The 23,637-nt window shown below is 48.2% G+C and carries 25 protein-coding genes and 4 tRNA genes; 17 read left to right on the top strand and 12 right to left on the bottom strand.

Going from position 1 to position 23,637, the window contains the following annotated elements; all coding sequences use genetic code 11:
* Window positions 1-2: 2 nt before the first annotated feature.
* Genes VFT49_03395 through VFT49_03380 form a run of 4 tightly spaced genes read right to left on the bottom strand, consistent with a single transcriptional unit; the run spans window position 3 to window position 7,476 of the window.
* Window positions 3-1,928, bottom strand: a complete 1,926-nt coding sequence (locus tag VFT49_03395; protein ID HEU5005100.1) for a DUF87 domain-containing protein — start codon at window positions 1,926-1,928, stop codon at window positions 3-5.
* Complete coding sequence (locus VFT49_03390) at window positions 1,928-2,860, bottom strand: hypothetical protein (GenBank protein ID HEU5005099.1); 933 nt, start codon at window positions 2,858-2,860, stop codon at window positions 1,928-1,930. Before VFT49_03390 ends, VFT49_03395 begins: the two co-directional genes overlap by 1 nt.
* A 21-nt stretch (window positions 2,861-2,881) precedes the next feature.
* Window positions 2,882-3,796, bottom strand: coding sequence for a PrgI family protein (locus VFT49_03385; GenBank protein HEU5005098.1), 915 nt, complete (start codon window positions 3,794-3,796; stop codon window positions 2,882-2,884).
* Complete coding sequence (locus VFT49_03380; GenBank protein HEU5005097.1) at window positions 3,796-7,476, bottom strand: hypothetical protein; 3,681 nt, start codon at window positions 7,474-7,476, stop codon at window positions 3,796-3,798. Before VFT49_03380 ends, VFT49_03385 begins: the two co-directional genes overlap by 1 nt.
* A 123-nt stretch (window positions 7,477-7,599) precedes the next feature.
* Between VFT49_03380 and VFT49_03375 the strand changes: the two genes are divergently transcribed.
* The 7 genes from VFT49_03375 to VFT49_03345 all read left to right on the top strand — a co-directional run bounded on the left by VFT49_03375 (window position 7,600) and on the right by VFT49_03345 (window position 10,737).
* A complete protein-coding gene (locus VFT49_03375) occupies window positions 7,600-7,989 on the top strand; it encodes a hypothetical protein (GenBank protein ID HEU5005096.1) in 390 nt (129 codons plus the stop codon).
* A complete protein-coding gene (locus VFT49_03370) occupies window positions 7,986-8,339 on the top strand; it encodes a hypothetical protein (GenBank protein ID HEU5005095.1) in 354 nt (117 codons plus the stop codon). Before VFT49_03375 ends, VFT49_03370 begins: the two co-directional genes overlap by 4 nt.
* A 4-nt stretch (window positions 8,340-8,343) precedes the next feature.
* A complete protein-coding gene (locus VFT49_03365; GenBank protein HEU5005094.1) occupies window positions 8,344-8,637 on the top strand; it encodes a pilin in 294 nt (97 codons plus the stop codon).
* The gene (locus VFT49_03360) at window positions 8,634-9,050 is read left to right on the top strand and encodes a hypothetical protein (protein HEU5005093.1); all 417 of its coding nucleotides are present in this window, start codon (window positions 8,634-8,636) and stop codon (window positions 9,048-9,050) included. The genes VFT49_03365 and VFT49_03360 overlap by 4 nt, the downstream gene beginning before the upstream one ends.
* Window positions 9,051-9,057: 7 nt before the next feature.
* Entirely contained in the window at window positions 9,058-9,510 is a 453-nt protein-coding gene (locus VFT49_03355) for a pilin (protein ID HEU5005092.1), read from the top strand.
* A 372-nt stretch (window positions 9,511-9,882) separates the two neighbouring features.
* A complete protein-coding gene (locus VFT49_03350) occupies window positions 9,883-10,311 on the top strand; it encodes a pilin (GenBank protein ID HEU5005091.1) in 429 nt (142 codons plus the stop codon).
* 18 nt (window positions 10,312-10,329) lie between these two features.
* Window positions 10,330-10,737: a pilin gene (locus tag VFT49_03345; GenBank protein HEU5005090.1), complete on the top strand. Its 408-nt coding sequence runs from the start codon at window positions 10,330-10,332 to the stop codon at window positions 10,735-10,737.
* Window positions 10,738-10,800: 63 nt separating this feature from the next.
* Here VFT49_03345 and VFT49_03340 read toward each other — a convergent pair whose 3' ends face one another.
* Complete coding sequence (locus VFT49_03340) at window positions 10,801-11,277, bottom strand: Hsp20/alpha crystallin family protein (protein ID HEU5005089.1); 477 nt, start codon at window positions 11,275-11,277, stop codon at window positions 10,801-10,803.
* Between the two features lie 169 nt (window positions 11,278-11,446).
* On the opposite strand from VFT49_03340, the gene VFT49_03335 reads away from it, so the two are divergent.
* Both VFT49_03335 and VFT49_03330 read left to right on the top strand, forming a co-directional pair.
* A complete protein-coding gene (locus VFT49_03335) occupies window positions 11,447-12,136 on the top strand; it encodes a phosphoribosyltransferase family protein (protein HEU5005088.1) in 690 nt (229 codons plus the stop codon).
* 16 nt (window positions 12,137-12,152) lie between these two features.
* Window positions 12,153-12,464, top strand: coding sequence for a hypothetical protein (locus tag VFT49_03330; protein ID HEU5005087.1), 312 nt, complete (start codon window positions 12,153-12,155; stop codon window positions 12,462-12,464).
* 185 nt (window positions 12,465-12,649) lie between these two features.
* Here VFT49_03330 and VFT49_03325 read toward each other — a convergent pair.
* Window positions 12,650-12,739: transfer RNA gene (locus VFT49_03325), tRNA-Ser, on the bottom strand.
* Window positions 12,740-12,810: 71 nt separating this feature from the next.
* Between VFT49_03325 and VFT49_03320 the strand changes: the two genes are divergently transcribed.
* Window positions 12,811-13,875, top strand: a complete 1,065-nt coding sequence (locus VFT49_03320) for a hypothetical protein (protein HEU5005086.1) — start codon at window positions 12,811-12,813, stop codon at window positions 13,873-13,875.
* Between the two features lie 52 nt (window positions 13,876-13,927).
* Window positions 13,928-14,344: a large conductance mechanosensitive channel protein MscL gene (gene mscL / locus VFT49_03315; protein HEU5005085.1), complete on the top strand. Its 417-nt coding sequence runs from the start codon at window positions 13,928-13,930 to the stop codon at window positions 14,342-14,344.
* Here mscL and VFT49_03310 read toward each other — a convergent pair.
* Window positions 14,341-15,108, bottom strand: coding sequence for a hypothetical protein (locus tag VFT49_03310; GenBank protein ID HEU5005084.1), 768 nt, complete (start codon window positions 15,106-15,108; stop codon window positions 14,341-14,343). The two genes, mscL and VFT49_03310, sit on opposite strands and share 4 nt — an antisense overlap.
* Before the next feature lie 113 nt (window positions 15,109-15,221).
* On the opposite strand from VFT49_03310, the gene VFT49_03305 reads away from it, so the two are divergent.
* Entirely contained in the window at window positions 15,222-15,362 is a 141-nt protein-coding gene (locus VFT49_03305; GenBank protein ID HEU5005083.1) for a hypothetical protein, read from the top strand.
* Window positions 15,363-15,498: 136 nt separating this feature from the next.
* Here the strand turns inward: VFT49_03305 and VFT49_03300 are convergent.
* Window positions 15,499-15,573 (bottom strand) — tRNA-Arg (locus VFT49_03300).
* Window positions 15,574-15,807: 234 nt separating this feature from the next.
* Entirely contained in the window at window positions 15,808-16,332 is a 525-nt protein-coding gene (locus VFT49_03295) for a hypothetical protein (protein ID HEU5005082.1), read from the bottom strand.
* 214 nt (window positions 16,333-16,546) lie between these two features.
* On the opposite strand from VFT49_03295, the gene VFT49_03290 reads away from it, so the two are divergent.
* The 3 genes from VFT49_03290 to VFT49_03280 all read left to right on the top strand — a co-directional run bounded on the left by VFT49_03290 (window position 16,547) and on the right by VFT49_03280 (window position 17,477).
* Window positions 16,547-16,636 (top strand) — tRNA-Ser (locus tag VFT49_03290).
* Between the two features lie 17 nt (window positions 16,637-16,653).
* A tRNA-Ser gene (locus VFT49_03285) sits at window positions 16,654-16,746 on the top strand.
* 206 nt (window positions 16,747-16,952) lie between these two features.
* A complete protein-coding gene (locus tag VFT49_03280; protein ID HEU5005081.1) occupies window positions 16,953-17,477 on the top strand; it encodes a hypothetical protein in 525 nt (174 codons plus the stop codon).
* On the opposite strand, the gene VFT49_03275 is transcribed toward VFT49_03280, so the two are convergent.
* Complete coding sequence (locus tag VFT49_03275; protein HEU5005080.1) at window positions 17,474-18,421, bottom strand: hypothetical protein; 948 nt, start codon at window positions 18,419-18,421, stop codon at window positions 17,474-17,476. The genes VFT49_03280 and VFT49_03275 overlap by 4 nt on opposite strands.
* 78 nt (window positions 18,422-18,499) lie before the next feature.
* Between VFT49_03275 and VFT49_03270 the strand changes: the two genes are divergently transcribed.
* Both VFT49_03270 and VFT49_03265 read left to right on the top strand, forming a co-directional pair.
* Window positions 18,500-18,892, top strand: a complete 393-nt coding sequence (locus VFT49_03270) for an HIT domain-containing protein (protein ID HEU5005079.1) — start codon at window positions 18,500-18,502, stop codon at window positions 18,890-18,892.
* A gap of 83 nt (window positions 18,893-18,975) precedes the next feature.
* Entirely contained in the window at window positions 18,976-19,818 is an 843-nt protein-coding gene (locus VFT49_03265) for a helix-turn-helix domain-containing protein (protein HEU5005078.1), read from the top strand.
* On the opposite strand, the gene VFT49_03260 is transcribed toward VFT49_03265, so the two are convergent.
* Complete coding sequence (locus tag VFT49_03260) at window positions 19,796-22,408, bottom strand: valine--tRNA ligase (GenBank protein ID HEU5005077.1); 2,613 nt, start codon at window positions 22,406-22,408, stop codon at window positions 19,796-19,798. The genes VFT49_03265 and VFT49_03260 overlap by 23 nt on opposite strands.
* A 159-nt stretch (window positions 22,409-22,567) precedes the next feature.
* Window positions 22,568-23,626: a tRNA (adenosine(37)-N6)-threonylcarbamoyltransferase complex transferase subunit TsaD gene (gene tsaD / locus VFT49_03255; protein ID HEU5005076.1), complete on the bottom strand. Its 1,059-nt coding sequence runs from the start codon at window positions 23,624-23,626 to the stop codon at window positions 22,568-22,570.
* Window positions 23,627-23,637: the final 11 nt, after the last annotated feature.

The raw sequence follows: 23,637 nt of genomic DNA, 5'->3' as shown, positions 1-23,637 counted from the left end.
CTTTAAACTCCGCTAGCTGGTTGGGCTTGGGCAGCTTCTAGATCCGAGGGAAGCTGGCTGTCTGCCAGAGGTACTTCGGCTCGAGGGGAAGCTTCTTGCTCAAGAGTTGGGGTAGTTGTAATAAGTTCTTGTTCGGTCGGACTAGCGATAACTTGAATATGAACGTGGTTCTGGCCGGCAAAGAACAAACCTTGTCCAACCGGGAACTGGCTGAGGCGCTTCTTCTCTTCGCTGGTTAACTTAAAGACATCGCTTAAAACATCCACGGCGGTTGGTGATTGCTTGAGCAAAATCTGCATACTGGCGTTGGCTACGATTGCCCTACCCATGCGACTGGCCATAAAGTCCTCGACATCTTGAGTAATAGTAGTGATGCCGAGCTCGTACTTGCGAGCTCGCTTAGCCAGACTAAACAAGAAGTTGGCGCTATCTTCGTAGCGCATTAACTGCCAGGCCTCGTCAACAACCAGCATGCGGCGGCGCTTGTCGGCCTTAGTCTTATTCCAGATATAATTCAAGACAATATACATGGCTACCGGGCGTAACTCATCTTCTAGGTCACGAATGTTAAACACTACCATTGCGTTATTGACGTCAACATTGCTCTGTTGGCTGAAGATACCGGCAAAAGTTCCACTGGTGTATTTGCGCAAACGCTGAGCCAGTTGCGGTCCGGTGCCGCCCATGTGCAGCAAAGTATCGTAAAGATCATTAATGGTTGGCGGCGTGCTGCCATGAGTTAGTGGGTCGTTAGTGATGCCGGCTTTTGCGTAAGTTTCAATTAAGGCGGCATCTAGATCGGCTTCTTCTACCGGAGTTAGCGCCGGTGCTACGGCTGCTCCGTTGGCCGCCTGCATTTCTATTTGGGCACCGCCCATCATTAACCGCAGTAAACCGTGCAAAGTAATAAGGTTAGAGCGCAGAGGATTGTCGGCGTCATCGGTATCAATGACCTTTGGTAGATCAAACGGATTAATCCGGGTAACGCTGTTTAAGCTCAGGCGGACATATGCACCGCCGACGGCATCGCACATTTTTTGGTATTCGTTTTCGGGGTCGATAATGAATATTTCCGTACCAAGCATCATAGAGCGCAAAGCTTCAAGCTTAACGGTAAAGCTTTTGCCGGCGCCGGATTTAGCAAACACCACGCTGTTGCCATTCTCCAAACTAAAGCGGTCAAAGATCACCAGGCCAGAATTATGCATATTAATGCCATAAAGAATGCCGTTATCTTGGGATAGGTCGGCGCTGGTAAAAGGAAAGCTGGTAGAAATGGCGCCGGTATTCATGTTGCGATAAATCTGCAGCTGGTCGCTGAACTGCGGCAAGCAACTATTCAAGCCTTGTTCTTGTTGAGCGGTGGCTGCCTTGGAATAAATAAGCTGCTGGCCCAGAAGGCTTTCAACCTTGTGGCTGACAAACTCCAACTCCTCCATTGAGCCGCCGTAGATTGTGAAGTACATGCCGTAGCGGAAGAAACGTTCTTCACCTACCTGTAATTTGTCGCGCATTTCTTCGGCGTCTTGCACGGCTGCTTCTTTGCCTGGGTCACGGACACGGCCCTTTTCGGAATCGATCTGGATGCCAGCTTCTAGTTGAGAAACTTTTTTGCGCAAATTATTTAAAACCACCTGGCTATCTACTGGATGAATAACAATCGACAGGTCCATAACCTCATCGAGGTTAACCATGCCAGATAGCCAGCCGGTGTAGAGCTGACGAGGATAGCCGTAGACATAGTAGGTGCGAGCATAACGGGTGCCGAGCTGAAAATAATTGCCATTAAACACCAGCGAGCTCGGCGCGATAAAGTCGCGCAGTGCGGTTACGCCCTTGGCAAAAGCCGAACTTACCTCTTGTTGTTCCAGAGCCTGTTGCATGGCTGGAGTAATAGGCGTCTTATTTTTTTTGCCAAATAAAGCCATTAGCTAGCTCCTCCCGGATTAGCTTGTGGACTGGTGGCTTTGGTGATGACCGGAGCCGTTAGATCTTCGAAGTTTTTTAACTGCTGGCGGGTGGCGGTGTCAGGATTGTAGGCGTCGTAGTAAAGCTCGATTAACTCCTGGGTGTCTAGCGGAATACTTTGAACGCCGCACTCCTGCAGACCCTGCATTACGGCTTGCACCCGGTTGCGCAACTCTGTTTTAGCCTGTTCCAGCTGCGCCTCATTGACCACAACATGCGTACTCTTGGGAGCAAAAAGATCGGCTAAGCCGGTGAAGAAACCAGTGCTTTGCTTAATAGAGCTCTTAAGATCTTTTTCGTCTGGATCCGGGTATTCAATTACCACGTAAAAACGTTTGTCCATAATGTTGGTTTGCTGGGCAATGTCAGCCAAAAAGGCAACATAATCTTCCATTAAAAGGCCAAGCAACATATTGTCGGTTTGAGTACGAATCTTGTCCATTTTTTCTAGGTAAGGACGGATATCAACTTTTTGGCTGCGGATAAATATTTGAATTGGGAAGTAAAGCGAGTTCAAGAATCCCTGATAACTAAATTCAACGGCTTCTCGCTCTTCGGGGCTCATGAGGTCGAAGTTAATAGACTTGCACATAATTACCGCCCGGAAAGTGCCGTCGTTCATGATGATAATGCCGTCGCGAATCTCGCTTATCAAGAGAGCATTTTGAGTGCTGTTTGGGTTGGTCGCCGAACCTTTTTCTTTAGCAGAAGGCGTAGGCGGAACGCCGGCGACGGGTGGCTGACCCGGTATCGACGGTACGGGCGGCGGGCTGGAGGTCGGCAGAGTGCTTGGTGCTGGAGGTATGCTAGATCCTGGAGTTACAGAAACGCCAGGATATGGTGTTCCCGGTATAAACGGTAGATTTTGATTTGGTGTTTGGCCGTCATTCATTGTTTATCCCACCCCTAGGCGCTAGTGTAGCGGTACCACTATTTCGTCGCTGCCTCGATTAACCAAATTGGCAATCGTGGCCACGCTTAAATCATTACCGCTTTGGGCTAGCTCCAGTTTAGCAGTTTGCACCTCGGGTGTCACTGAGGGTGTATCTGTTTTTCCGGTATAGAATTGGGCCCGTTTGTGCATTTCGTTGAGCAGTTCCTTGGTATCATTGCTCTCTTTGGGTGCGCTTGGTTTAGAAATAATGCCAGTCTTGCGCGCCTGCTCTAGCTTATCGGCCAATTCTTTTTTGCGGGTTTCTTCGGCTTGTTGCATAAGCGATTGGAAATTTTGAGCGGTTGGGTTACTTTGGGCGTCTAGAATATCGTCATCTGGTCGAACATCTATAACTGGTGCCGGTACGTTTAGCACATCGGTGCCAATAAGCCGGTCGGAGTTTTGGTCGGCTGCCTGCAAATAGTCCGGAGACGTATTTAAGTTGACGGCCACGTTTTTGACGGCCCAACCACGAGTATCTAGAGTTTGTGCCAAAACTTGCAGACGACTCTGCACCTCATTTTGAGAAAGGTCTTTGATAAGATGCTGCTCTTCTTTCTTTGGGGCAGTTATTGTTACTAGCTGATTTAGTCCCAGCTGACTCCAAATACGTTGACGAGGTTTGAGTAAAAACTTAATACGCGCTAGCAGCCAGACTTCGGTCGGTTGTTCACGGCCCAATGGACTAGCCAGTACGGCGAATAAAATCATCGGAAATATAAATAGAAAAATGAATACCCACTTTACCGGACCCAGCGCTTCGCTAACCAGCAACTTGAAGTTTATGAAACCCAGCAGTGCTGCCGTAGCGGCATAGACAAATCCTTTAAGGCTCAGCGGCCCAAGCAACTTGTCTTCGGCTTCGATATCCTGGATCACTTTGTAGACTGCCATTAAATTATCCTCATGCTTTCAAAAGCTTGCATCTGCGGCGCGATCGCAGCTTGCTCCGCTTGGCTAGCGGCCGCGGCAGCTTGATCTGGTGTCATGCCGGCTGGCGGGTTGGCCCTGGCGTGTTCGGCTGCGTCTCGGACTCTTTGGGTATAGGCTTGTTGAATTCGTGTAATAACCGAGTTATAGGCAGCAGTCCTGTCGGCATTACCAACGCTGGCTGTTCTAAGTTCCTGTAGGGCTGATATGTGGGTTGCTCGTCCGGCAGGATCGACGTCGTAGGCCAAGCTGTGGGCCAGGGTCTGAGCGGTACTTTCGTCGGAAATAACGCTGGCTTTATAGGCCTCTCTTTGGGGGTTTGGCGGCGCGCCAGCTGGTGGTGCTGTAATGGCGGCCGTTGGAGGCAGGCTGACATTATAGTTGGTTTGGTGTTGTAGGTGAATAACTGTTGGGTCTGCGGCTGGCGGCGGGGCTGATCTTGAGCCTGGCGTAATAACTCCCCCGTCCTGTACATTAGTAGTCAAAGTACTTACGGTTTGGGCAAAAGAGGGATCGTGAATCAGGCTATCTCGGTACGTCATGCCAGGTCCTTGCTCAACATGCCCCAGGCCCTGCCTCGATCGATAATAAGTGATTGGATTGCCGGCTGGGTCGTATGCTACAGCTTGATGCTCGTCTACGAAACGACGAACAACATTCGCAGCGTCTTGATTAATGTTCCCGCTAACATCGGGATTGGCGGTGGCCGCGGCGTATGTCCGCAAAAATCCCTGCAAAGCAGTACCAGCTGCCGCATCGCCGGCTTGAGCCCTCTGCGATAGGTGAGAAATTATAGCCTCAACAGTTCGGCCGTGGAACTGGGCAACCTCTTGCTGGTTGCTGCCGGCGGCTCGCATGATACCTTGGTGTTGGCCATAGTTCGGACTACTAGGATCTATATCTAGATCACCCTTAAGCAAGTGAGGAACTCTTACAGATAGTTCGCCGGCATTGAGTTTGCGGAAAGTGTTGATTTGTTCGCGGCCATGTTCGCTGTTCGTATTGGCGTTAACCCAGTCTTCGACAGTGGCGTAGTCGCGATCTGACAGCGCTTGTTTTAGGGCAGCTTGAATTTCTGCTGAGGATGAGTTTCCATCATTGATAATGCGCCTGTAGTTATCCCTGCGCTGGTCCTCGGTCATTGTTGCCTGTTGAAGAGTTAACTTATCAAATGCGTCTTTAATTTCCTCTTCCTCGGCTCTTGGTACGGCGGCACGGAATTTAGCCATCTTTTCACGTCGTTGACGCATCATTTCCTTTCGGCCAATACCAGGAGGCATACCTATGTAAGTCGGGTCCCACTCACCGGAGCGCAACTTGTCTCCTCTAATAGCGCTGCCAAATTTCTTTCGGAATCCTGCATTGCCACGCTCTAACTCATTGAGTCTCATGGCGGCGCTGATTTGCTTCTGGTGAGCCAGCTCTTTTTGGCGTTCTTGCAGAATCTTCTTTGGGCCCTCGCCAATTTTGCTAGTCACACCGCTGATGGCGCCGTTAGCTTGGGTGAGCAGTGTGCCGCCCCACTTAAAGGCTTTTGGAATAAAGAAATACGGGCCAAAATAGCCCACCAGTACGGCAATAACGTCAAACAGGCCGGTGGAACCATTGTGGCCCCCAATCCAAGCAAAGATCCGGCCTACGGCAATCATGGCCATGATTAGGGGGAACATTATCAACAACCTAGAAAAATTGCTCTTCCACATGTCCCAGTATTTTTTAGTGCCCGGTAATATCCAAGCCATCATAAACAGCGGGAAGAATATTACACAGCCAATAATGAGCGCTGTTCTAATCATTAAGCTGGCCACGGCGGTTATAACGGCCATGATTGCGGCCAGTGCAAAAATCGCAATCCCAAACGGATTTAAAATAACCACTAAAGCACCAGAAAATAGCGCCGCGCTGGTTATGCCGGCCGGCGCCCCGGCGCCCAGATTAGCTATTAGATTCTGCAATTGCATAGCGGACGCCCCGCCCGGGAACGGGAAGAACATAAGGTCTGCTATTCCCTGGCCGGCGTCGTTGGCCACATTAATTACCCAAATCAGCAAATTCCAGGAAATCTGAGCGGCAATAACCGCGATAATTATTTTTGGCAAAACTTTTCGAACGGTGTAAGCGTCCAGGCCCCCAAGTCCACCCAGCGCCTGGGCAATAACCATCACCAGCATGATAATTATCAAAAATATGCTCGATATGTCGCGAATGGCCGTCCAAACTGGCTCAACGCCAGAATTGGCAAGATTCTCATTAGTGTTAAAGTTGAGCTGACCCTGAATTACGGCGTCTAAACCATAGTGGGGATTGCTGATCACATCATCTATGCCAGATAAGATTGGGCAAAATAGCCAGCCAAAACTCCAGGTGCTGGTGTCGCAACTTTGATTGGATACTGTGCCGCCGCCGTCTGCGGGTGTAGCTGGGGCTGCAGCCTGATTGTAGGTGCCAGTTATGCCAACGATCCTATTGTTGGACTGGCTACAGTTGCTAGATCCGTTCTGATAAAAATTACCCGTGTATCCATTGACTGAATCGAGCTTTACGTTGTAGCCACCGCACTGGCTGGAGTTGTTCTGAACATATGTTTTGTTGCCGGCATTCTGCAGTACAGACATTTGAAAATCTGTGGAACAGGTCGCATCACTGGTGTTGCACTTTAAGATATCGATAACAGCATTGCCTTTGCTGTCGGTGTCCCACTGGGCAAATTCTTCGGCCAGCGTGGAGGTGATGCCACCGGTGAGCTTGTCCTGGGGATTATTAACACTAATGGTGATTGGGTCCGAAACACATTTAGAACCGTTAAAGTAGCTAAACGCCGTCTGCGCTTTAATGGCAATACTGTCAAAAGTTGAAGTCGGCGTTAGGTTCAGCTGACCCGTTCTTAATCCGCCGTTGCCATCGCAAAAAACCTTGGAAGTCGAAACGTAGTTAAAATCTTTGTCGTAGGGTTGCTTATCTACAAAAGTAGCGTCGGTGCCAGAAGACCCCGGCAGGGCCATTTTTATAACGCCAGCGTTGCCCACAAATTTGAATACGGAATTACTAACAGCGCTTTTGGTGAAATTAGAGCCGGGCCCGGATGCCTGCGAAGAGTTTTTAACGCTCACGCTATCTTGTTTTATTGCTACTGGATAGTGTTGCTGGTTGTTGCCGGTGCCCACGACTATACCGCAGTTGGTTTGGTTTTGACCGGGCCAAACACCAACATTTTCTTGCGTAAATCCGTTTATATAGGTTTGGACAATCTTGCCGGTTGTAGGATTGTTGCCGGTGATCTGCACGGCAATGGTGCTGTTTTTTTGGTAAGTGCCCGGTGGATAGCTGCCGTCTGCTGGCTGGCAAAAGTCAGCTGAGTTGGTGTAGATGTATGTGTTGTTTTTCTGCGGCGCTACATTGCCGTTTATGGTAAAACCAACCGTAACCGACTTATTGTTTTGGTCTTTTATGCTCACATTCACGGTTTTGCCGCCCGTGTCCGTAAAGTAAAAGGCCGAACCGCCAGATACCGCCTGGACGTTGGCGGTACTAAACCAAGATCCGGCAACGGCTTTAACTGGGCGCGATCCGACTAGACCCATCAGCACGGCTACCGTCAAGACGGTTAAAACTGTGCCCAACCCAAGTCTTTTAGTCAGTCTCATTTTTATTCTTATATATATCTGTTTCAAATAGTACCATAGTTTTTATGCTTGCAACAGATTAAAAGCACTTAAGCTTTTCTTGCCAAATATCGCCAAACTGTTATGCTTAAAAAAGGTAGCGACATGATACAAAAACTAAAACTGTTACTGCTTTTGCCAACGCTTATACTTAGCCTTGGTTTCTTTATCCCCCACGTATCGTTAGCCGCTGGATCAGATGCTGGCAGCACTTTTGGTAACGGCTGCGTGAACAAAACCGAGCAAGAGTGCTTGAGCCACAATAAGTTCATTGCCGATGTTCGTACAGTAGTGAATATAGCCAGCGGCCTGGTAGGGGTTATAGTCGTTGGAATGGTAATTTTGGGCGGTATTCAGTATTCCTTAGCACGCGATAACTCTAACGAAATTGGAGCGGCCCAAAAACGCATTGCTAATGCACTGATCGCGCTAGTTCTCTATATGCTGATATTCGGCTTCTTGCAGTGGCTAATCCCCGGAGGGCTATTCGCATGATTGCTCCCTACCTAGCTGATGCTTGCAGCAAGGGCGGGTTCTTTGGCATCCCACACTGGTGGCAATTCTTAGACACTAGCTCGAGTACCGCAAACGAATGCATTATTAATTTCAACATCAAATCTGATATTTTTGCTGCGGCACTGGGCATACTCGATATTATGCTGCACATTGCCGGTATTATTGCGGTAGTTATGATTATGGTTGCCGGCGTAAATTACTTACTGGCGATTGGTAATCCGCAGAAAATCACCAGTTCCCGACGCAGTATTGTTCATGCGATAGTTGGCCTAGCCATTGTGATGGCGGCCACTGCCATGGTAACTTTTGTAGGAAATTCCCTGAGTTAAAAATATGTTGAAATATATCGCCGAACAAATATTAAATAAAAACGATATCGCTTTGCCGCACACCGATACATCGGCCAACGGCACGACCATCCAGCACGCTCTAAACGTTTTTTATGTGTTAATTGGCGCTATAGCCTTCTTAATTCTTTTAATTGCCGCTCTGCGCTATACGCTGGCCGGCGACAACTCCGAAATGGTTGGGCAATCTAAGCGTATGATTATCTATACCTTTATTGGGCTTTTGGTGATTGGTCTGGCCTCGACCATCGTTGAATTTATACTGAAGGTGCAAACATGAAAAGATTACTTCAGTGTCTCGCTCTTATGTTTGCTGGGGTATTTGCGAGTATAAGCTTAGCCTCGGGAGCAGCAGCCATCGGCAGCTACAATCCGCTAAATCGGGCCTGCAATAATAACACCAACACAAACGTCCAGAACTCGGCCATTTGTCAGCAGGCTAACGAGCAACAGGGCAAAGATAAAAATCCAGCCATAGACGCGATCGCTAAAACCGCCAAAGTCCTAAGTCTGATTATTGGTTTTGCCTCGATTATTATCATTGTGGTTGCCGGCATAAACTTAATTACCTCTGGCGGCAGCCCCGAAAACGTCAAAAGCGCCAAAAGCCGCATAACCTCGGCCATAGTGGGTCTAATCATTGCCGCCCTGGCCTGGGTCCTGGCCAGCTTCATAATAGGAACGCTGTTATAATACGCTTATGATTACCAAAATTAAGACTCTTATTATCGCTGTTCTCGCCCTGCTGCCAATAAGCTTGGCCGTAAATCCATCTTTTGTTTATGCTGACGCCGTTCAAGACTCAATACAGTCGGGTGTTAACCAGGCTGCTGGCCAAAAAGGTGCGCCGAGCGACCCGGGGAATACCATTGCTAACACCATAAAGACCATCTTAAATGTTTTGTCGGCAGTCGCCGGCGTAGCGGCCGTAATTATGATTGTCATCGCCGGCTTTAGGCTGGTGGCTGGTGCGGGCAGCGAGGGTTCTGTCAAGGCCGCTAAAAGCGGCATTATTTACGCCATGATTGGTCTGCTTATTGTCGCCATGGCTCAAATAATCGTTCATTTTGTCATCGCCAATGTATCTTCTACCGCCGACGCCAGTCCGCCAGCCTCGGGTTATGACCAGTCATCCAACGCCAATCTCCACTAGCATAAGCTTATTGACCCAGCACCTAGCATCAATCGACTAAGGTTATTCTGGCCTTGATTTGGCGTAGAGCCTGGCCGTATTGCTTCAGTCTAGCTTCTCTTCGAACGGCGTCTGTCTTAGTCGAGTATGCCTCATAATAAACCAACCTCAAAGGTGCTCCGTGTTTGGTGGCGATATTCTTACAGGCGTTGTGTGAGTAAAATCGCCTCTTAAGTCAGGGTTGCACCAACGTAAAACTCTTTCGTCTCAAGGCTCCTTAGCAGATAGAGAGAGTACATGAGGCGATTTTACCAATATTGATGCTAGGTGCTGGGTTGACACTTCTTATGCTTAGATATAAGTTAAAAGCAGTAATAAAGGAACTATTCTAAAATGATCCAAAAAATCAAAAACCTAGTGATGGCTATCAGCCTGCTAGCCGTCTTTGCGGCGCCGGTGTTAGCGCCAGCGGTTAGCTATGCTCAGAGCACTCAGCAACAGACTATTAATGGCAATTTGTGTGCCGGTAGCAACTTCAATTTGAGCGGGACTGCCAGTCCAGGAGCAACTAGCGACTGTACGACTGACAGCAACAGCTTAAGCGGCAAGATTAAAACTATCCTTAACGTATTTTCAGCCCTTATCGGCATTGTGGCAGTTGTCATGATTATCTACGCTGGCTTTCGTTATGTTACCAGTGCTGGTAGCGAAGGTGGTGTCAAAACGGCTAAAAACGCGATTATCTACGCCATCATCGGCTTAGTAATTGTCGCCATCGCCCAAGTCATTGTTCACTTCGTAATTAGCCAAGCTACGTCCTAAAAGACTATAATATAAAGCATGAAGGCTAAACTGATTGCCCTGATGTTCGGCTTTTCGCTACTCCTCGGAGTGGGCGGCCTTGTGTCGGCCCAAACCGTTCAGCAAACTATTAATAACGGTTTAGAATGCGGCTCTAACCTAAAGTTCCCCCAGTCAACGCCCGACGCATCCTGTGGCAATGTTGGCCAGGCCAGCAATAGCATCCAGGACCTTGTCCACCACATAGTCAACCTCTTATCGGCTGTAGTTGGAGTGGTGGCTGTCATAATGATAATTTTTGGCGGCTTCCGCTATGTGACGAGTGGTGGCAGCGATTCTAGCGTAACTAGTGCTAAAAATACGATTCTTTATGCCATCATCGGCTTGGTTATCGTGGCTTTATCGCAATTGCTGGTACACTTCACTATCAAAAACATTACCGGCTAAACTAGCCTAAAAAAATAATCCCGGTTAATTCGGGATTATTTATTCTGCCCCTAAAACTTAGGATTAAAGAACTTGGATCTTTTTGACGGTATCTTGCTTTTGCTTAGCAAAGCTGACGGTTAAGACGCCATCTTTAAGGACTGCTTCGATCTCGTCTTCTTTGACGGCCACCGGCAGAACGATGCTGCGGCTAAACTCGCCCCAATAGCATTCTTGCAAGAAATAATTCTCAACGTTATCTTCGCTACCGGCGCTCAGTGTGCCGCGAATAGTCAAAGTATTGTCAGAGATGCTAACATCTAGTTCGCTTTTGTTAACGCCGGCAACGCGGCCCTTAACGACCAGCTTTTCTTTAGTTTCATAAACGTCAACCGCCAGCTGGCCTGCTACCGGCTCTTCTTCGTCCCACTCGGCGTCGACAGCGGCTGGAGCGGCAGCTGCTGCTGGGTCGTCGATAATCTCATCCTCGCTTAGGAAAGCGGCGGTGATATCATCGCCCATCAAAAGATCATCTTGCTGTTGTCGGCTACCTCGAGCCATTTTTATCTCCCTCCGAAATTAATTATTAGGTGTAAAGATGAATGCACTTTGAGCCAGGTGCGTTTATCTTTAGATTTGCATCTTTGTGTTAATGCTAGTATAGCTTAGGCATTATCGGGTTACAATATGTTACCATGAACTTTAACAACAGAAGAATTACAACAGTGGCATGAGCGTTTTGGAAAGAGTTATTGGGTGGTTGGCGCCGCCCGATTGCGTGGGCTGCGGCGCCGAAGGCGCTAGTTTATGCGAGCCCTGCCTGGAGGCTAACATCGTTCCTTTTGGCGAGCGATGCTACAACTGCGGTGCGCTCAGTCCGCTTGCACGCAGCTGCAAGCGCTGCCAGGCCGGCTCTCCTAGGCACGTCATTATAGCTACCGATTACGATGGTGTAGCGCAGCAACTAATTCAAGCTTATAAATTTAAACACCTTCGCACGGCAGTTCGAGAAATCGCCACCATTATGACTAATTCTGCTCAGCCTTATATTAACGGTGCATTTGCGAACCTGGACTATGTCATAGTGCCGGTGCCTACAGCCACGGCGCGCGTTCGAGAAAGAAGTTTTGATCACTGCTCCCTACTGGCCCGTACTCTGGCCGACAACTTAGGCTTTAAGTCCATGCCCTGCCTTAAGCGCGTCGGGCAATCCCGTCAAGTTGGCGCTAGGCGTTCAGATAGGATCAAGCAGTTGCAAAAAGCTTTTTATATTTCAAACCCTCAAAAAATAACGGGGCGCAACATTCTTTTAGTTGACGATGTTTTAACTACCGGCGCGACTATTCGCGAGGCGACAAGCGTGTTACGAAAAGCCGGAGCAAAATCGGTAGACGCATTAGTTTTCGCAAAACGCTTATAGCTATATAATCCGACTTATGAGCAGTAATCAACTGGCTATATTGGCAATACTACAACTCACCTTGGCTTATTGGGCGGCAGATAGGATAGGCATTAATACGAGCAACGAAATAAGCTGGATATTGCAAACAATTTCGTGGATATTTTTTACCACCGCCTTTGTGACCTCTGTGGTTGGGATAAAAAAATGGCGTAAGAATAAATTTGCTAAGAAACGCTTAGTGGATCACTTGGCGAATGCAGCCAATCTTATAATCGTAACTGTGCTAATTACCATCGTTCTTTTCTCTGTATTTTTCTTTTACGCTATGCGTGATTTCACATTCTAATAATGGCGGAGAGGGAGGGATAGCGGACTGCGTCCTTCTCCACTCAAGCATGCTCAAAATAAATTCCTGCGCGTGCTTTCGTTCCAACGAACCCTCGGTTGCGCCTGCTAAAGCAGCCGCCCGAGGAACCGAGCCGTACTTTCAGCAATAAAAATACCCCGACCTGCCGGCCGAGGAATTTTTATTGGCGGAGAGGGAGGGATTCGAACCCTCGGTACCGTTACCGGCACACCGCTTTTCGAGAGCGGCACCTTCAACCACTCGGTCACCTCTCCAAGCTGGCTAACAGGGGAATTTTAAAGCTTTTTTTGCCATAAGTCACTAGCCTTAAGCTACAATAAGCGCTATGAGCTTCATTCGAAAAAGCCTGGTAGCTAGCTTTACTAGCTTGCTGACTCTGACCCTGCTTAGCTTAGCCATAAGCATAGGTATTAACCATACGGCTGGTAACTCTGCCAACGTCAAAAAGGCACTGGCCGATAGCGGAATTTATAAAACAATCGTTCCAAATGCTTTAGCGCAAACGCAGAGCATTTCGACATCGGTTGGCAATATTCCTCTGAACGATCCTCAGATCAAATCCGCTGCCGAATCTTCGCTAACACCCACTGAAGTCCAGGGCGACGCCGACAAGATTATAGATAGTATTTACGCCTGGTTGAACGGTAAAACTCAGACTCCGAACTTCAACATCAGCCTAGCGGGTCCCAAAGACAAATTAGCCAACAACATTTCTTTGGTTATTGAGCAAAGAGCCGCAACCCTGCCAACCTGTACGTCGTTATCACGGATTTCTACCGATGTTATAAATGCCAGCTGTTTGCCGCCCGGGGTAAGCCCCTTACAAATTGCCACTCAGGTTAAATCACAGATTGCTAACAACCAAGACTACCTGGGCCAATCCGACGTAACAGCCAGTAGCGTTAAAAGCTCTAATTCTAATCAAAGCATTTTTAGTGACCAACTGCGGAATTTGCCGAACAGATACCAGCACTTCAAAAAGGCACCTTACTACCTAGCAGCCCTGGTCATTTTACTGGCCATTGCCATAGTAATGCTAAGTTCAACTCGAGGCCGTGGCCTTCGACGGGTGGGCCTCGCGTTGGCCGTAGCCGGAATCTTGACGCTGGCTTTTGGCTGGGGTTTCGACGAAGTCGTTAAGAAAGCAGTGGTGCCGAATATTAAAATCTCGAACAATGTTACCCAAACAGAGGTGCGCAGCGTTATTACGGATCTAACCCATCCAATTGACAAGAGCTTTGTGGTTTGCGGCACTGTTTATCTGCTGCTGGCGCTAGTGTTTATTTTCTCGGAAAATATTTTTACTTGGATCAGCAACAGATCGGGTAGCAAAGCCGCGGCCATGAACAAAAACTCTCAGTCCGAAGCGCGGCGCCAATTAAATCCCTAACTCTTTGCTAGAGCCCTAATTGCTGGTTTAATTGATGGATAAGGAGTAGTTAATGTTTAACGAATTTAAAAAGTTTATCCTCCGCGGAAACGTTATTGACCTAGCCGTCGGTGTTGTTATCGGCTCGGCTTTTAACGGTGTTGTTCAGGCTTTAGTTAAAGATATTATTACGCCAATTTTGCCAGTTAACGGCGCCGATGGTTTTGCTTCGGCAACTTTTGCTATTGGCAAGAACCACGTATTTCATTATGGTGACTTCATTAATGTGCTGGTGTCGTTTTTAGTAATCGCGTTTGTTGTTTTCTTCTTTGTAGTGCAGCCCATCAACAAATTAAGCGAGCTAGCTATGCGCACTAAAGAAACCCCAGAGCCCACTACTCGAAAATGTCCATACTGCTTTGGAGTCATCCCTAGAAAGGCCTCTCGCTGCCAATTCTGCACCTCTAAAGTAGAGCCCAAAACTTCTTAGTCTGGCGTGACCAGGGTGCCAATTTGATAATCTTTAAGAGCCAATACTTTTTCTAGCGGGTGAAGGGGTTCGCTATAAATGAGCATGGTTAAATCCCCATCAATGAGCTGGTCTAAGCTTCTTTTATCAACAACTTTGAACTGTTCGTAGTTATCACGCATAAATTTGGCACTAATGGTCGGATATTTTTTAGCATCCTTATTTTTGGCTGGATCTTTATCGTAAACGCCGTCATATTTAGTGCCTTTGAGCACTGCAATTTCGCCGTCGAACACTTTCCGAAAGTCCTTGGCATAAAAGGCTACGGCATTATCTGTTGTCACGTTATCTTCGCCGGTTCCTCCGGCAATCACTACTATTTTTCCCCGGCGATGGGCGGCTAGTACTTTTTGAGGGCTGTAGCTGTCGAAAGAAAACTTCGGATCTTGGTACTGCATGTTCGCGGTTATTAGCACCTCGACCGGCACTTTAGCGGCCTCTAGGGCGCCCACCAAAACCATGGCGTTGCCGATCGTTCCCCAGCGCCCAATTGCGTCGGCGTATTTATCGGCCAAACCCTGCGCTTTAAGGGTATTACCACGGGCTATGTTGCCCGCCCCAATAACTACGGTTAAGCCGCTGACATGTAACTCGTTTAATTTGCGATGAGCATTCGCAATTTTAGCGGCCACTTTGACGGCTGCCCGCCAATGCCCGCCAACTCTCTCATCTTCCAGTAGCTCACCGGATTGTTTTAGAAACACTGCTCTTATCTTTGCCGGCATGAATCACGCCACAGTTTAGCAGCACGCTAGGTAAAGCTCAATGATAAAAATTTTACGGCGGCAGGTACGCTTATCTTAGATAGTAGATAGCGCACTAACTTTTTGGAGGAGTTATGGGAAAGATTATAGTTCGCAAAGAATCCGAAGATCATTGGCGTGCGTTTATTAAAGAAGGCAAAAAGATTATAGTAGTTGACGGCATTTACGACAGCGACGTTGATGCTGCTCACGCCGCGCTGGGCGTCAACGAGTAGCGTAATTCTAAATTAAAAATCACCTCGAGATGAGGTGGTTTTAAGTTGGTACGCGTGGCAGGATTTGAACCTACGACACAAATACCCCACAAAATATATTTTGTGGGGACCCCAACTTCGGCTAGTTCAGCAATTTTGGTGCCCTCAAGAGGATTCGAACCTCTATCGCCGGCTCCGCAAGCCAGTGTTCTATCCATTGAACTATGAGGACTTCAAAAGTGCTGAACCGCAAGCTCGACGCGATTGTCCTGTCTGAGCTACCTGAGCTACACGCGCGCGTCGGAACTTGCGCCTCTGTCTAATTTTGCCCAGCAAAATAATGACTTGAGGCTACGTTCCTCCTTTACCCCAACAAAGGCAAGCTTTGCCGGGGACCCCTTGTTGTACAATAGGAATCCTTTAGTACAATGGATAATTTTAGCAGATAACAGGGGTAATTGCCAGTCTAGAAGCGGAGGCGGCGACTAAGGCGTTCAACTCCATCGAGTTCTTTGTCTTCGTAGGGGAGATAATCCGCCAAAGCGTCAATAATTTTATCTTGATCTTTAGTTTCAAAAAAAGCAGACAGGGGCGGCATAAACCTTTTGAGTGGTGTCAACTCTACGCTGCTGATTGCTCCCTCTTCGATGATAGAAAACGACTTAAACTCCGACAGATGATATTCTTTATCGCCGATTGTTAAGGTGTTGCCAGATAACCCATAGCTCAGCTTTCTAGGAGTTTGATGGGCAAAAACTCCAGCAATTACGCCCACCGCTATGATAGCTCCAGTGGCAAAATAATCCTTGGTCCAAATATATATTCCGGCCGCGATAATCGCCGTTCCCACGCTAAGCGCCAAGAACCATAACGGACCTTGCTTGTGGTCGATATACTCGGAGGCTTCCCAACTTACTGGTTGCGATTTCTTCTTGGTGGAGGTGCCGCTCTCACTAGAATGGTATACCCAATTATTTTCTTCCTCTGCCATGCTTATCTAGTGGTAGACTTTCTGTCGGCTGACGCCGAAATTTTGTTGACTGTTCACCGTCCCGAGCATGAAACTACTCTGTGAAACTGTTGCCTTATTGCTAAAACAGTACAGAAAGCTTAACAACCAGGGCTTATGCTTATTTTAACTTATATAACGGTCTAGATAAACCACCCGCGAGCTGGTATACTTACCTCTGTTTAAGGGCCTCCGTGGAGAGGTGACCGAGCGGTTGAAGGTAACGGTCTTGAAAACCGTCGTGCCGGAAACGGTACCGTGGGTTCGAATCCCACCCTCTCCGCCAGGCTAGTTAAATACAATGGAGAGGTACCCAAGAGGCTGAAGGGGTCGGTTTGCTAAATCGATAGTGGGGCGAAAGTTCCAGCGAGGGTTCGAATCCCTCCCTCTCCGCCAAATTAATGAATCCAGCGCTAGCTGGGTTTATTAATTTGGTACGAGGCGAAGCGAGACAACTGCTTGGCCCGCGTGGGATTCGAACGGCCGGAGCGATGTTTGCCCGCTCAGGCAAACCGCGAGGCGGGCCCGACCGCAAAAAGCAGAGCTTTTTGACGGGTTGGGTCGAACATCCCTCCCTCTCCGCCATTTGATATCATGAGCGTATGGAACTAAAACCTTTAATTCTCCGCGATGGTTCGAATTTTTACCAGCAATTGGCTCTTAAGTACAAAACCCACCAAAAAGGTCTCTTTATTCTAGCCCCGTCCGGTGCCGGTAAGACGCATTTTTGCAAAAATCAAGCGGAGCCTCACTGGATTGATGGCGATGATCTGTGGATTGGTGCCGGCGCCCATCCCGATGGGGCGTGGTGGGAAGAGCCATTAGATGTTATCAACAGAGTTGATCAGCGTAGCGATCTTATAACTATGGAGGCCAAGACCAAAGGTTTTTGGGTCATGGGGGCCTCTAACTATTGGCTAAAGCCTGATGCCGTGGTTGTTCCCGACTGGGAAACGCACAAATCTTACATTGCTTACCGCGAGCATAATAACTACGATGGTGGCGCTAAGAGTGATGCTCTCGACCAAGTTCAGAGCCACATAACTGTTATTAAAAAGTGGCACACCGATCACGGTGTCCCGCTTTTCAAAACTATTCAAGCGGCTGTAGACGCCCTGACGGCTTAACCCACCGCTACCCTGCCGATAGCGAGCGGCACCTTTTGACTCCTAGCCTCCAAGACGGTTTCGCCACCTTTTGGCAGGTTGATGACGACCCCGCCTCCGTAATCAACCTTCAGATACTCATCACCTTTCAAACTGATTCCTTGAGCATCTTTCACAAGAGGACTTATGGTGTCGTAATGGCTGGTAACCCATAGTAGTAGTTTAGCCTCAGGATTCTTGTCATGAAAAGCTTCAGAATATCTCGCAAGTCCAGCAAGGGCGCGTTTTGTTCTGTCCAAGATGTCATAAACTCCCTCGGCCCCAAGCTCACGTCTCTTTTCCTCTTCACCGTCCTTTTCATGTATGGCCCAAACTTCTGGAGTCCATGCCTCGTCACCCTCCGAACCGTGTTTTTGGATCATGTAGTCGAAGTAGCGCCGGTCGCCAGACTTGGCGGCGGCCTCCTTATCTATGCCCCCTAGTCGGTGGTTATCGTGGTCTCCAAAAATATTTGGCTCCCGCAATTTAATAATTGGCCGAATGTTTAAATCTTGCCCTTGTTGATTACTGTCGAATTTTTTTAAACTGTGGTTGGTGTTGAGGTTGAGTATTCTTTCCGCAGGATTGATGCCTAGCGACTCCATAACTTCGATGCAGGCCTGCTGTGCTAGCTCGGCTGTTTCCAAGCTGCGGCGTCCTTTGTTGTTGTACTGGGTGTCGCTTGAGCCAAAGAAAACGTAGGTGGGACTATTTGGATCTTCGTTGGATAGAAGTTCCTTAAAAAAAGCCAAAGCTCGTTCTTTGGCGGCTTCAGCAGCATCCTCGAAGACGGAGCCTGAGCGTTCAGAGCTTCGGTCGCGGTCGTATTTTTCATGCCTCTGTAGCACAATTGCCGTACCGCCGGCCTCGATCTTAGGTGGGCTAATGTCTTCTTTTTCGATGCTCGGGATTGTTAATTCGCTCATTTTTGTTTTTGAAAAACTTATTAAACATTAGCATAATTAGTAAGAAAAATCAAGAGCACAACCTGTTAATATGAAGCTATGAGCGACAGCATTTTCACCAAGATTATTAAAGGCGAAATTCCCTGCCACAAAGTTTACGAAGACGATCAAGTTTTGGCTTTTCTCGATATTCACCCTAAGACTCCTGGTCACGTTCTAATCGTGCCCAAGAAGCAGGTCAAGTTTGTTTGGAATCTGGGTGACGAGGAATATCAGCATCTAATGGGGGCAGCCAAAAAGATTGCAGGACGTATTCAAGATGTTTTAGAACCAACTTACGTCGGCCTCCAGATTGAAGGCCTTGGCGTACCTCACGCGCATGTTCATGTCTTCCCTTTCGAAAATGCCCGGCAATATCACTATGTGCCAGACCAGTCGGTTGAGCCCGACCATGATCAATTATCAAAAATTGCCACGAAACTAGCCTTTTAATCCACAGAATCTCCACAGATTTACCCCTCTAGGTGGCATTATGTGGTTGGCGGTTCATAACTTAACTGGTACTATATGGCTATATGGGGGTAGAAGAAAAGGCGCTGGGGCAGCGCTTGCAAAAAGCTCGCCAGAGAGCTGGGCTGACACAACAAGAGTTGTGTCAAAAGGCGGGCTTATCTTATTCGACACTGGCCAAAATTGAGCGTGGCGCTATTCGGGCACCAAGCGTCTTTACGGTGGCAGCTATTGCTGCGGCTACCGAGGTTCCCCTTGATACTTTGCTGGACGTCAAAAAGGCCGAGCCGATGGCTAAAAAAACCTCTAAAAGTGGTATTAAATTTGTTTACTTTGACCTTAACGGCACCTTGGTGCGATCTTACGAAAAGGCCTTCACTAAGCTGTCGAGCCTGACCGGACTGCCGGTTGATACTATCGAAGCCTTTTACTGGCGATATGACGACGACGTCTGTGACGGCAAGATGAGCATGGCCGACTTCAACAGGGCCATGGGTCAGCATCTTGGAATGGATGATTTTGATTGGGGCAAGTTTTACCTATCTGCCGTGGAGCCTGTAGAGGGCATGGCCGAACTAGTTGATTGGGCCGCTAAAAACTACGAGATTGGCTTATTTTCCAACACCATGCCGAAGTTAATTGACGGCTTATCTGCCCAGCGCAAAATTACCCTGTCGCGATTCTCTAAGGTGATAGATTCGTCCGTGGTTAAAATGCTCAAATACGGTCCTGAAATTTTTGAGTACGCACAAGAAGAAGCTGGTTGCGCACCCGAAAGCATTCTTTTAGTTGACGACGACAAGCTAGCGGTGGTTAATGCCGACAAATTGGGCTGGCAGATCTGTCGCTTTAACCCCTATGACGCCGAAGCCAGCATTAAAAAAGTCAAAGCCCACCTAGAGCTTTAAACTCGGCTAACTCCTCGTTTAGGCGTTCAAGTGCGTCTTGTTCTTGCTTGAGCTGAGCTTTGGTCTGCCCAACCAACTCAGCCGGTGCTCGCTCCGCATAGCTTTTATTAGCGAGTCGGCTTTCTAGATTAGCGATATTTACCTCAACTGCCTTAACGCGTTCAGCAAGTTTATCGGCGTGGTCACGAGCCTTAGTTTTATCTATGTCGAGCCAAATAACTCTGTTTATCGAGGTCAACCTAAGGCCTTCACCCTTAGTAACCTCACGAACACTACCCAGCTTAGCGAGCCTTAAGATAAGTTCTTTATTCTGCGCAACTAACGGTTCACTTTCAAAAACCATGTCGGGCTTTGGTACATTTAGAGTTTTAGCTATGCGTCTGGCTTCGGTAACGATTTCTTTAACATCTTCAAATTCCTGTGATGCTGCTTGATCAAAAGCCGGAAGCTTAGCCTGTTCTATGGCGGCTAGAACAGTGTTCCCCCAGCCCAATTGCTGCCAAATGGCTTCGGTAACGAACGGAGCAAAAGGATGGGCCAGCAGCAAGCTGGTTTTTAGGGCATAGGCCAAAACGCTCTGGTTCTGCTCTGCCTTGCTGGCCTCGATATACCAATCGGCTAAATCGTCCCAAATAAAGTGATAGAGGGTGTCGTAGGCTTCGCCAAACTTAAAACCGGAAACATCGCGGTTTATACTCGCCTGAACAATACTTAACTTGTTAAGTATCCAATGATCGGCGACAGTCTTTGGTTCGGGGTCTACGCTTAAGTCGCCAGAGGCATTAGTTTCAATGTAACGGGCGATGTTCCATAGCTTATTGCAGAAGTTACGGCTGGCAATAATCCTTCCCTTCCCCAAACGTTGGTCATTACCGGCGCTAACGCCTGATATTAATGCCAGTCGCAGAGCATCAGCGCCATATTCGCTAATAATTTCTACTGGATCAACATTGCCCTCGGGGTCGCTCTTGCTCATTTTTTTGCCGGCTTCGGTGCGCACTAAGCCGTGCAGGTAAACAGTTTTAAAGGGAACTTGGCCAGTCATAAATGTGGTGGCCAGAATCATACGCGCCACCCAAAAAAATAAAATGTCCCAACCGGTCTCCATAACAGAGGTGGGGTGGTAAGTCTGGAAGTCTAAACTATGGGCCAAAATATCTTCTAAAGACAGGGAAAAATCTTTGGCTAAATCTTGATCAATCAGTGTGCTCCAGGTCCAAAGCGCGCTAGAAAACCAGGTATCAAGTGTGTCTGGGTCTTGTTGCCAGCCTTCGCCTTCGGGCGCGTTTACGCCAACGTAACGCTCTTCGGCCTTGTACCAAACCGGAATGCGGTGTCCCCACCAGATTTGACGCGATATGCACCAGTCGCGCAAATTGTCGATCCAGTGGAAGTAAACTTTCTCAAAGCGGGTTGGCAGGATCCTGATATCTTCATCGTCGATAACGGCCCGCATAACCTCTTTCAAGCTGCGCAACTGACCCTTCCATTCAACTGCCGGGCGGTTAACGTCTACGAACCACTGCAAACGGATTTGCGGTTCAATAACTCCTTTGCCGCGGTCATTGATGGCGACGTTGTGAATGTAATTCTCATCAATATCAACCATCAAACCTTTAGCTTGGAGCTTTTCAACGATTTTTGGTCTGGCTTCGTCTATACCCTGCCCCGCAAACTCTCCGGCTATGGGCAGTAGCTTGCCGTCAAAATCAATAATTTGTTCTTTCTCTAGGCCATGGCGTTCGGCAATCTCAAAATCCGTGTGGTCGTGCCACGGCGTGATGGTCATGACACCGGTGCCAAACTCTGGATCAATCGCTTCGTCTTTGACCACCGTGGCGGTAATTTTGCCATTGATCCACTCGCACTCAAAAGTGTCGCCGTCTTTGAAGTGTTTATAACGTTCATCATCAGGGTGCATCACGACGTACTTGTCGCCAAACTTAGTCTCTGGGCGGGCAGTGCCAATCTGGAAGGGGCCAAACTGCAAAGTGTAAAATGGTGCCTTCTCTTCCTTATAAACGACTTCGTCGTCGGAGACTACGGTCTGAAGCTTAGGATCCCAGTTAACAATGCGGTGACCTCTGTAAATTAGACCCCTGTCGTACATTTTGACAAAGGTTTCATTAACGCAGCGGTTTAGAGCCTCGTCTAAGGTGTAGCGAGCCCGGCTCCAATCAACGCTAGAGCCCATGGCCTTGATCTGAGCATTCATATTGCCGCGGTTTTGGCTAACGAACTCCCGAGTTTGGCGTAGAAACTCTTCTCGGCCAATTTTTTCTCGACTAGTCCCCTGCTCCGCCAGCCGTTTTTCCATAAGCGCATTCACAGCAAGAGCAGCGTGATCGGTTCCTGGGAGCCAAAGAACGTCTTTGCCGGTTTGGCGCGCATGACGGGCCATAAGATCTTGCAGAGTCAAGAAAATGGCGTGGCCGGCATGCAAGCTGCCGGTTTCGTTGGGTGGCGGCATGCTGATAGAAAAGTGAGGCTTAGAACTCTTGGGGTCGGCTTTAAAGACCCCTGCCTTCTCCCAGAGGGAATAGATGTCGGATTCATAATCTGCGGGCTCATAAGCGCTCGATAACTTCATGATTTTTACAGTATAACAAAGGTGTTAACTTTTTGCCCTTCACATGAAAAAGAGGGCACTAACTACTAAGCTTTTCGTACGAAAAGCAAGTGAAATAGTGCCCTAACATTTCACTTTTTGTTTGATTTTAGCTTAACAGCAACGAGCTTACGTTTTCAACTACATTGCTAAATTTGGCTCGGGCGACAGGGAGTAAGTGTCGGCTGGAGTGTCCATTGAATGGCGGTAATAGGCCAGGGAGGCAATCATGGCGGCATTATCGGTGCACAGTTTCATATCTGTATAAGTGGGAGCAAGGGGTAGTTTGTCTTCTAATTCGCGCCGCAGCCCCCCACTGGCGGCTACTCCACCGGCGATGACTATGCTTTTAGGATTTAGTCTGATGGTAGCTTTAGCTGTAGCGTCCACCAGAGCCAAAAGAGCGGCTCGCTCAAAGCTGGCGGCAATGTCAGCCTTTTGAGCCTCATTTAAGCGCTCTGGAAGCTTAGAAGAAGGAAATGTGTAATCTTCACCGATTAAAGCTTGAGCGGCTCTTAAAACGGCTGTTTTAAGGCCTGAAAAGCTGAATTCGTATTCGCCATCAAGCTTAGCTTGCGGCAAATTGATTGCCTGAGGATTGCCTAGGCGCGCGGCTTTCTCGATGCTGGGCCCGCCAGGGTAGGGAAAGCCCAACATTTTGGCGACCTTGTCGTAGGCTTCGCCGACGGCGTCGTCGCGTGTCTGTCCGAGAATCTGGTAGTCGCCGTGATTCTTGAACAAAACTAGCTGAGAGTGACCGCCAGAGACAATTAGGGCAAGGCAGGGGAACTGAGGCTGGTGCTTGGGCAGCTGGTAATTCTGAAGCTTAGTTTCGGTTATGAAATTGGCATAAACGTGGGCTTCTACGTGATTGACGGCGTATAGAGGTTTGTTTTTTGAGATGGCCAACGTTCTGGCGGTTAAGACGCCTATGAGCAAGCTGCCAATTAAGCCCGGTCCTTTAGTTACGGCGATAGCGTCAATATCTTGCCAATTAGTTCCGGCGTCGGCCAAGGCCTTTTCTATAGTCGGTATTATTACTTCTAGATGGGAACGAGCAGCAATTTCCGGGACGATGCCGCCGTAAACCTCGTGCAGCTTTAGACTGCTGGCCACTATATTGGACAGTAGATTTTTGCCATCTTCCACTACGGCAGCGCTGGTTTCATCGGCTGAGCTTTCAATCCCTAAGATTCTCATAAGCTTACAGT

It is taken from the genome of Candidatus Saccharimonadales bacterium, from assembly GCA_035758565.1.
Taxonomy (GTDB): domain Bacteria; phylum Patescibacteriota; class Saccharimonadia; order Saccharimonadales; family UBA10212; genus DASTXL01.
The sequence above is the reverse complement of the archived record's forward strand: the minus strand, read 5'-3'. Positions and strand labels throughout refer to the sequence as shown.

Excerpts from the sequence above, each read along its gene's own strand:
- tsaD (HEU5005076.1), bottom strand. The coding sequence starts at position 23,626 with ATGAGAATCTTAGGGATTGAAAGCTCAGCCGATGAAACCAGCGCTGCC.
- VFT49_03335 (HEU5005088.1), top strand. The coding sequence starts at position 11,447 with ATGAGCGTTTTGGAAAGAGTTATTGGGTGGTTGGCGCCGCCCGATTGC.
- mscL (HEU5005085.1), top strand. The coding sequence starts at position 13,928 with ATGTTTAACGAATTTAAAAAGTTTATCCTCCGCGGAAACGTTATTGAC.
- VFT49_03270 (HEU5005079.1), top strand. The coding sequence starts at position 18,500 with ATGAGCGACAGCATTTTCACCAAGATTATTAAAGGCGAAATTCCCTGC.
- VFT49_03340 (HEU5005089.1), bottom strand. The coding sequence starts at position 11,277 with ATGGCTCGAGGTAGCCGACAACAGCAAGATGATCTTTTGATGGGCGAT.
- VFT49_03320 (HEU5005086.1), top strand. The coding sequence starts at position 12,811 with ATGAGCTTCATTCGAAAAAGCCTGGTAGCTAGCTTTACTAGCTTGCTG.
- VFT49_03330 (HEU5005087.1), top strand. The coding sequence starts at position 12,153 with ATGAGCAGTAATCAACTGGCTATATTGGCAATACTACAACTCACCTTG.
- VFT49_03280 (HEU5005081.1), top strand. The coding sequence starts at position 16,953 with ATGGAACTAAAACCTTTAATTCTCCGCGATGGTTCGAATTTTTACCAG.
- VFT49_03305 (HEU5005083.1), top strand. The coding sequence starts at position 15,222 with ATGGGAAAGATTATAGTTCGCAAAGAATCCGAAGATCATTGGCGTGCG.
- VFT49_03375 (HEU5005096.1), top strand. The coding sequence starts at position 7,600 with ATGATACAAAAACTAAAACTGTTACTGCTTTTGCCAACGCTTATACTT.
- VFT49_03260 (HEU5005077.1), bottom strand. The coding sequence starts at position 22,408 with ATGAAGTTATCGAGCGCTTATGAGCCCGCAGATTATGAATCCGACATC.
- VFT49_03295 (HEU5005082.1), bottom strand. The coding sequence starts at position 16,332 with ATGGCAGAGGAAGAAAATAATTGGGTATACCATTCTAGTGAGAGCGGC.
- VFT49_03275 (HEU5005080.1), bottom strand. The coding sequence starts at position 18,421 with ATGAGCGAATTAACAATCCCGAGCATCGAAAAAGAAGACATTAGCCCA.
- VFT49_03365 (HEU5005094.1), top strand. The coding sequence starts at position 8,344 with ATGTTGAAATATATCGCCGAACAAATATTAAATAAAAACGATATCGCT.
- VFT49_03310 (HEU5005084.1), bottom strand. The coding sequence starts at position 15,108 with ATGCCGGCAAAGATAAGAGCAGTGTTTCTAAAACAATCCGGTGAGCTA.
- VFT49_03360 (HEU5005093.1), top strand. The coding sequence starts at position 8,634 with ATGAAAAGATTACTTCAGTGTCTCGCTCTTATGTTTGCTGGGGTATTT.
- VFT49_03390 (HEU5005099.1), bottom strand. The coding sequence starts at position 2,860 with ATGAATGACGGCCAAACACCAAATCAAAATCTACCGTTTATACCGGGA.
- VFT49_03350 (HEU5005091.1), top strand. The coding sequence starts at position 9,883 with ATGATCCAAAAAATCAAAAACCTAGTGATGGCTATCAGCCTGCTAGCC.
- VFT49_03355 (HEU5005092.1), top strand. The coding sequence starts at position 9,058 with ATGATTACCAAAATTAAGACTCTTATTATCGCTGTTCTCGCCCTGCTG.
- VFT49_03370 (HEU5005095.1), top strand. The coding sequence starts at position 7,986 with ATGATTGCTCCCTACCTAGCTGATGCTTGCAGCAAGGGCGGGTTCTTT.
- VFT49_03380 (HEU5005097.1), bottom strand. The coding sequence starts at position 7,476 with ATGAGACTGACTAAAAGACTTGGGTTGGGCACAGTTTTAACCGTCTTG.
- VFT49_03395 (HEU5005100.1), bottom strand. The coding sequence starts at position 1,928 with ATGGCTTTATTTGGCAAAAAAAATAAGACGCCTATTACTCCAGCCATG.
- VFT49_03385 (HEU5005098.1), bottom strand. The coding sequence starts at position 3,796 with ATGGCAGTCTACAAAGTGATCCAGGATATCGAAGCCGAAGACAAGTTG.
- VFT49_03345 (HEU5005090.1), top strand. The coding sequence starts at position 10,330 with ATGAAGGCTAAACTGATTGCCCTGATGTTCGGCTTTTCGCTACTCCTC.
- VFT49_03265 (HEU5005078.1), top strand. The coding sequence starts at position 18,976 with ATGGGGGTAGAAGAAAAGGCGCTGGGGCAGCGCTTGCAAAAAGCTCGC.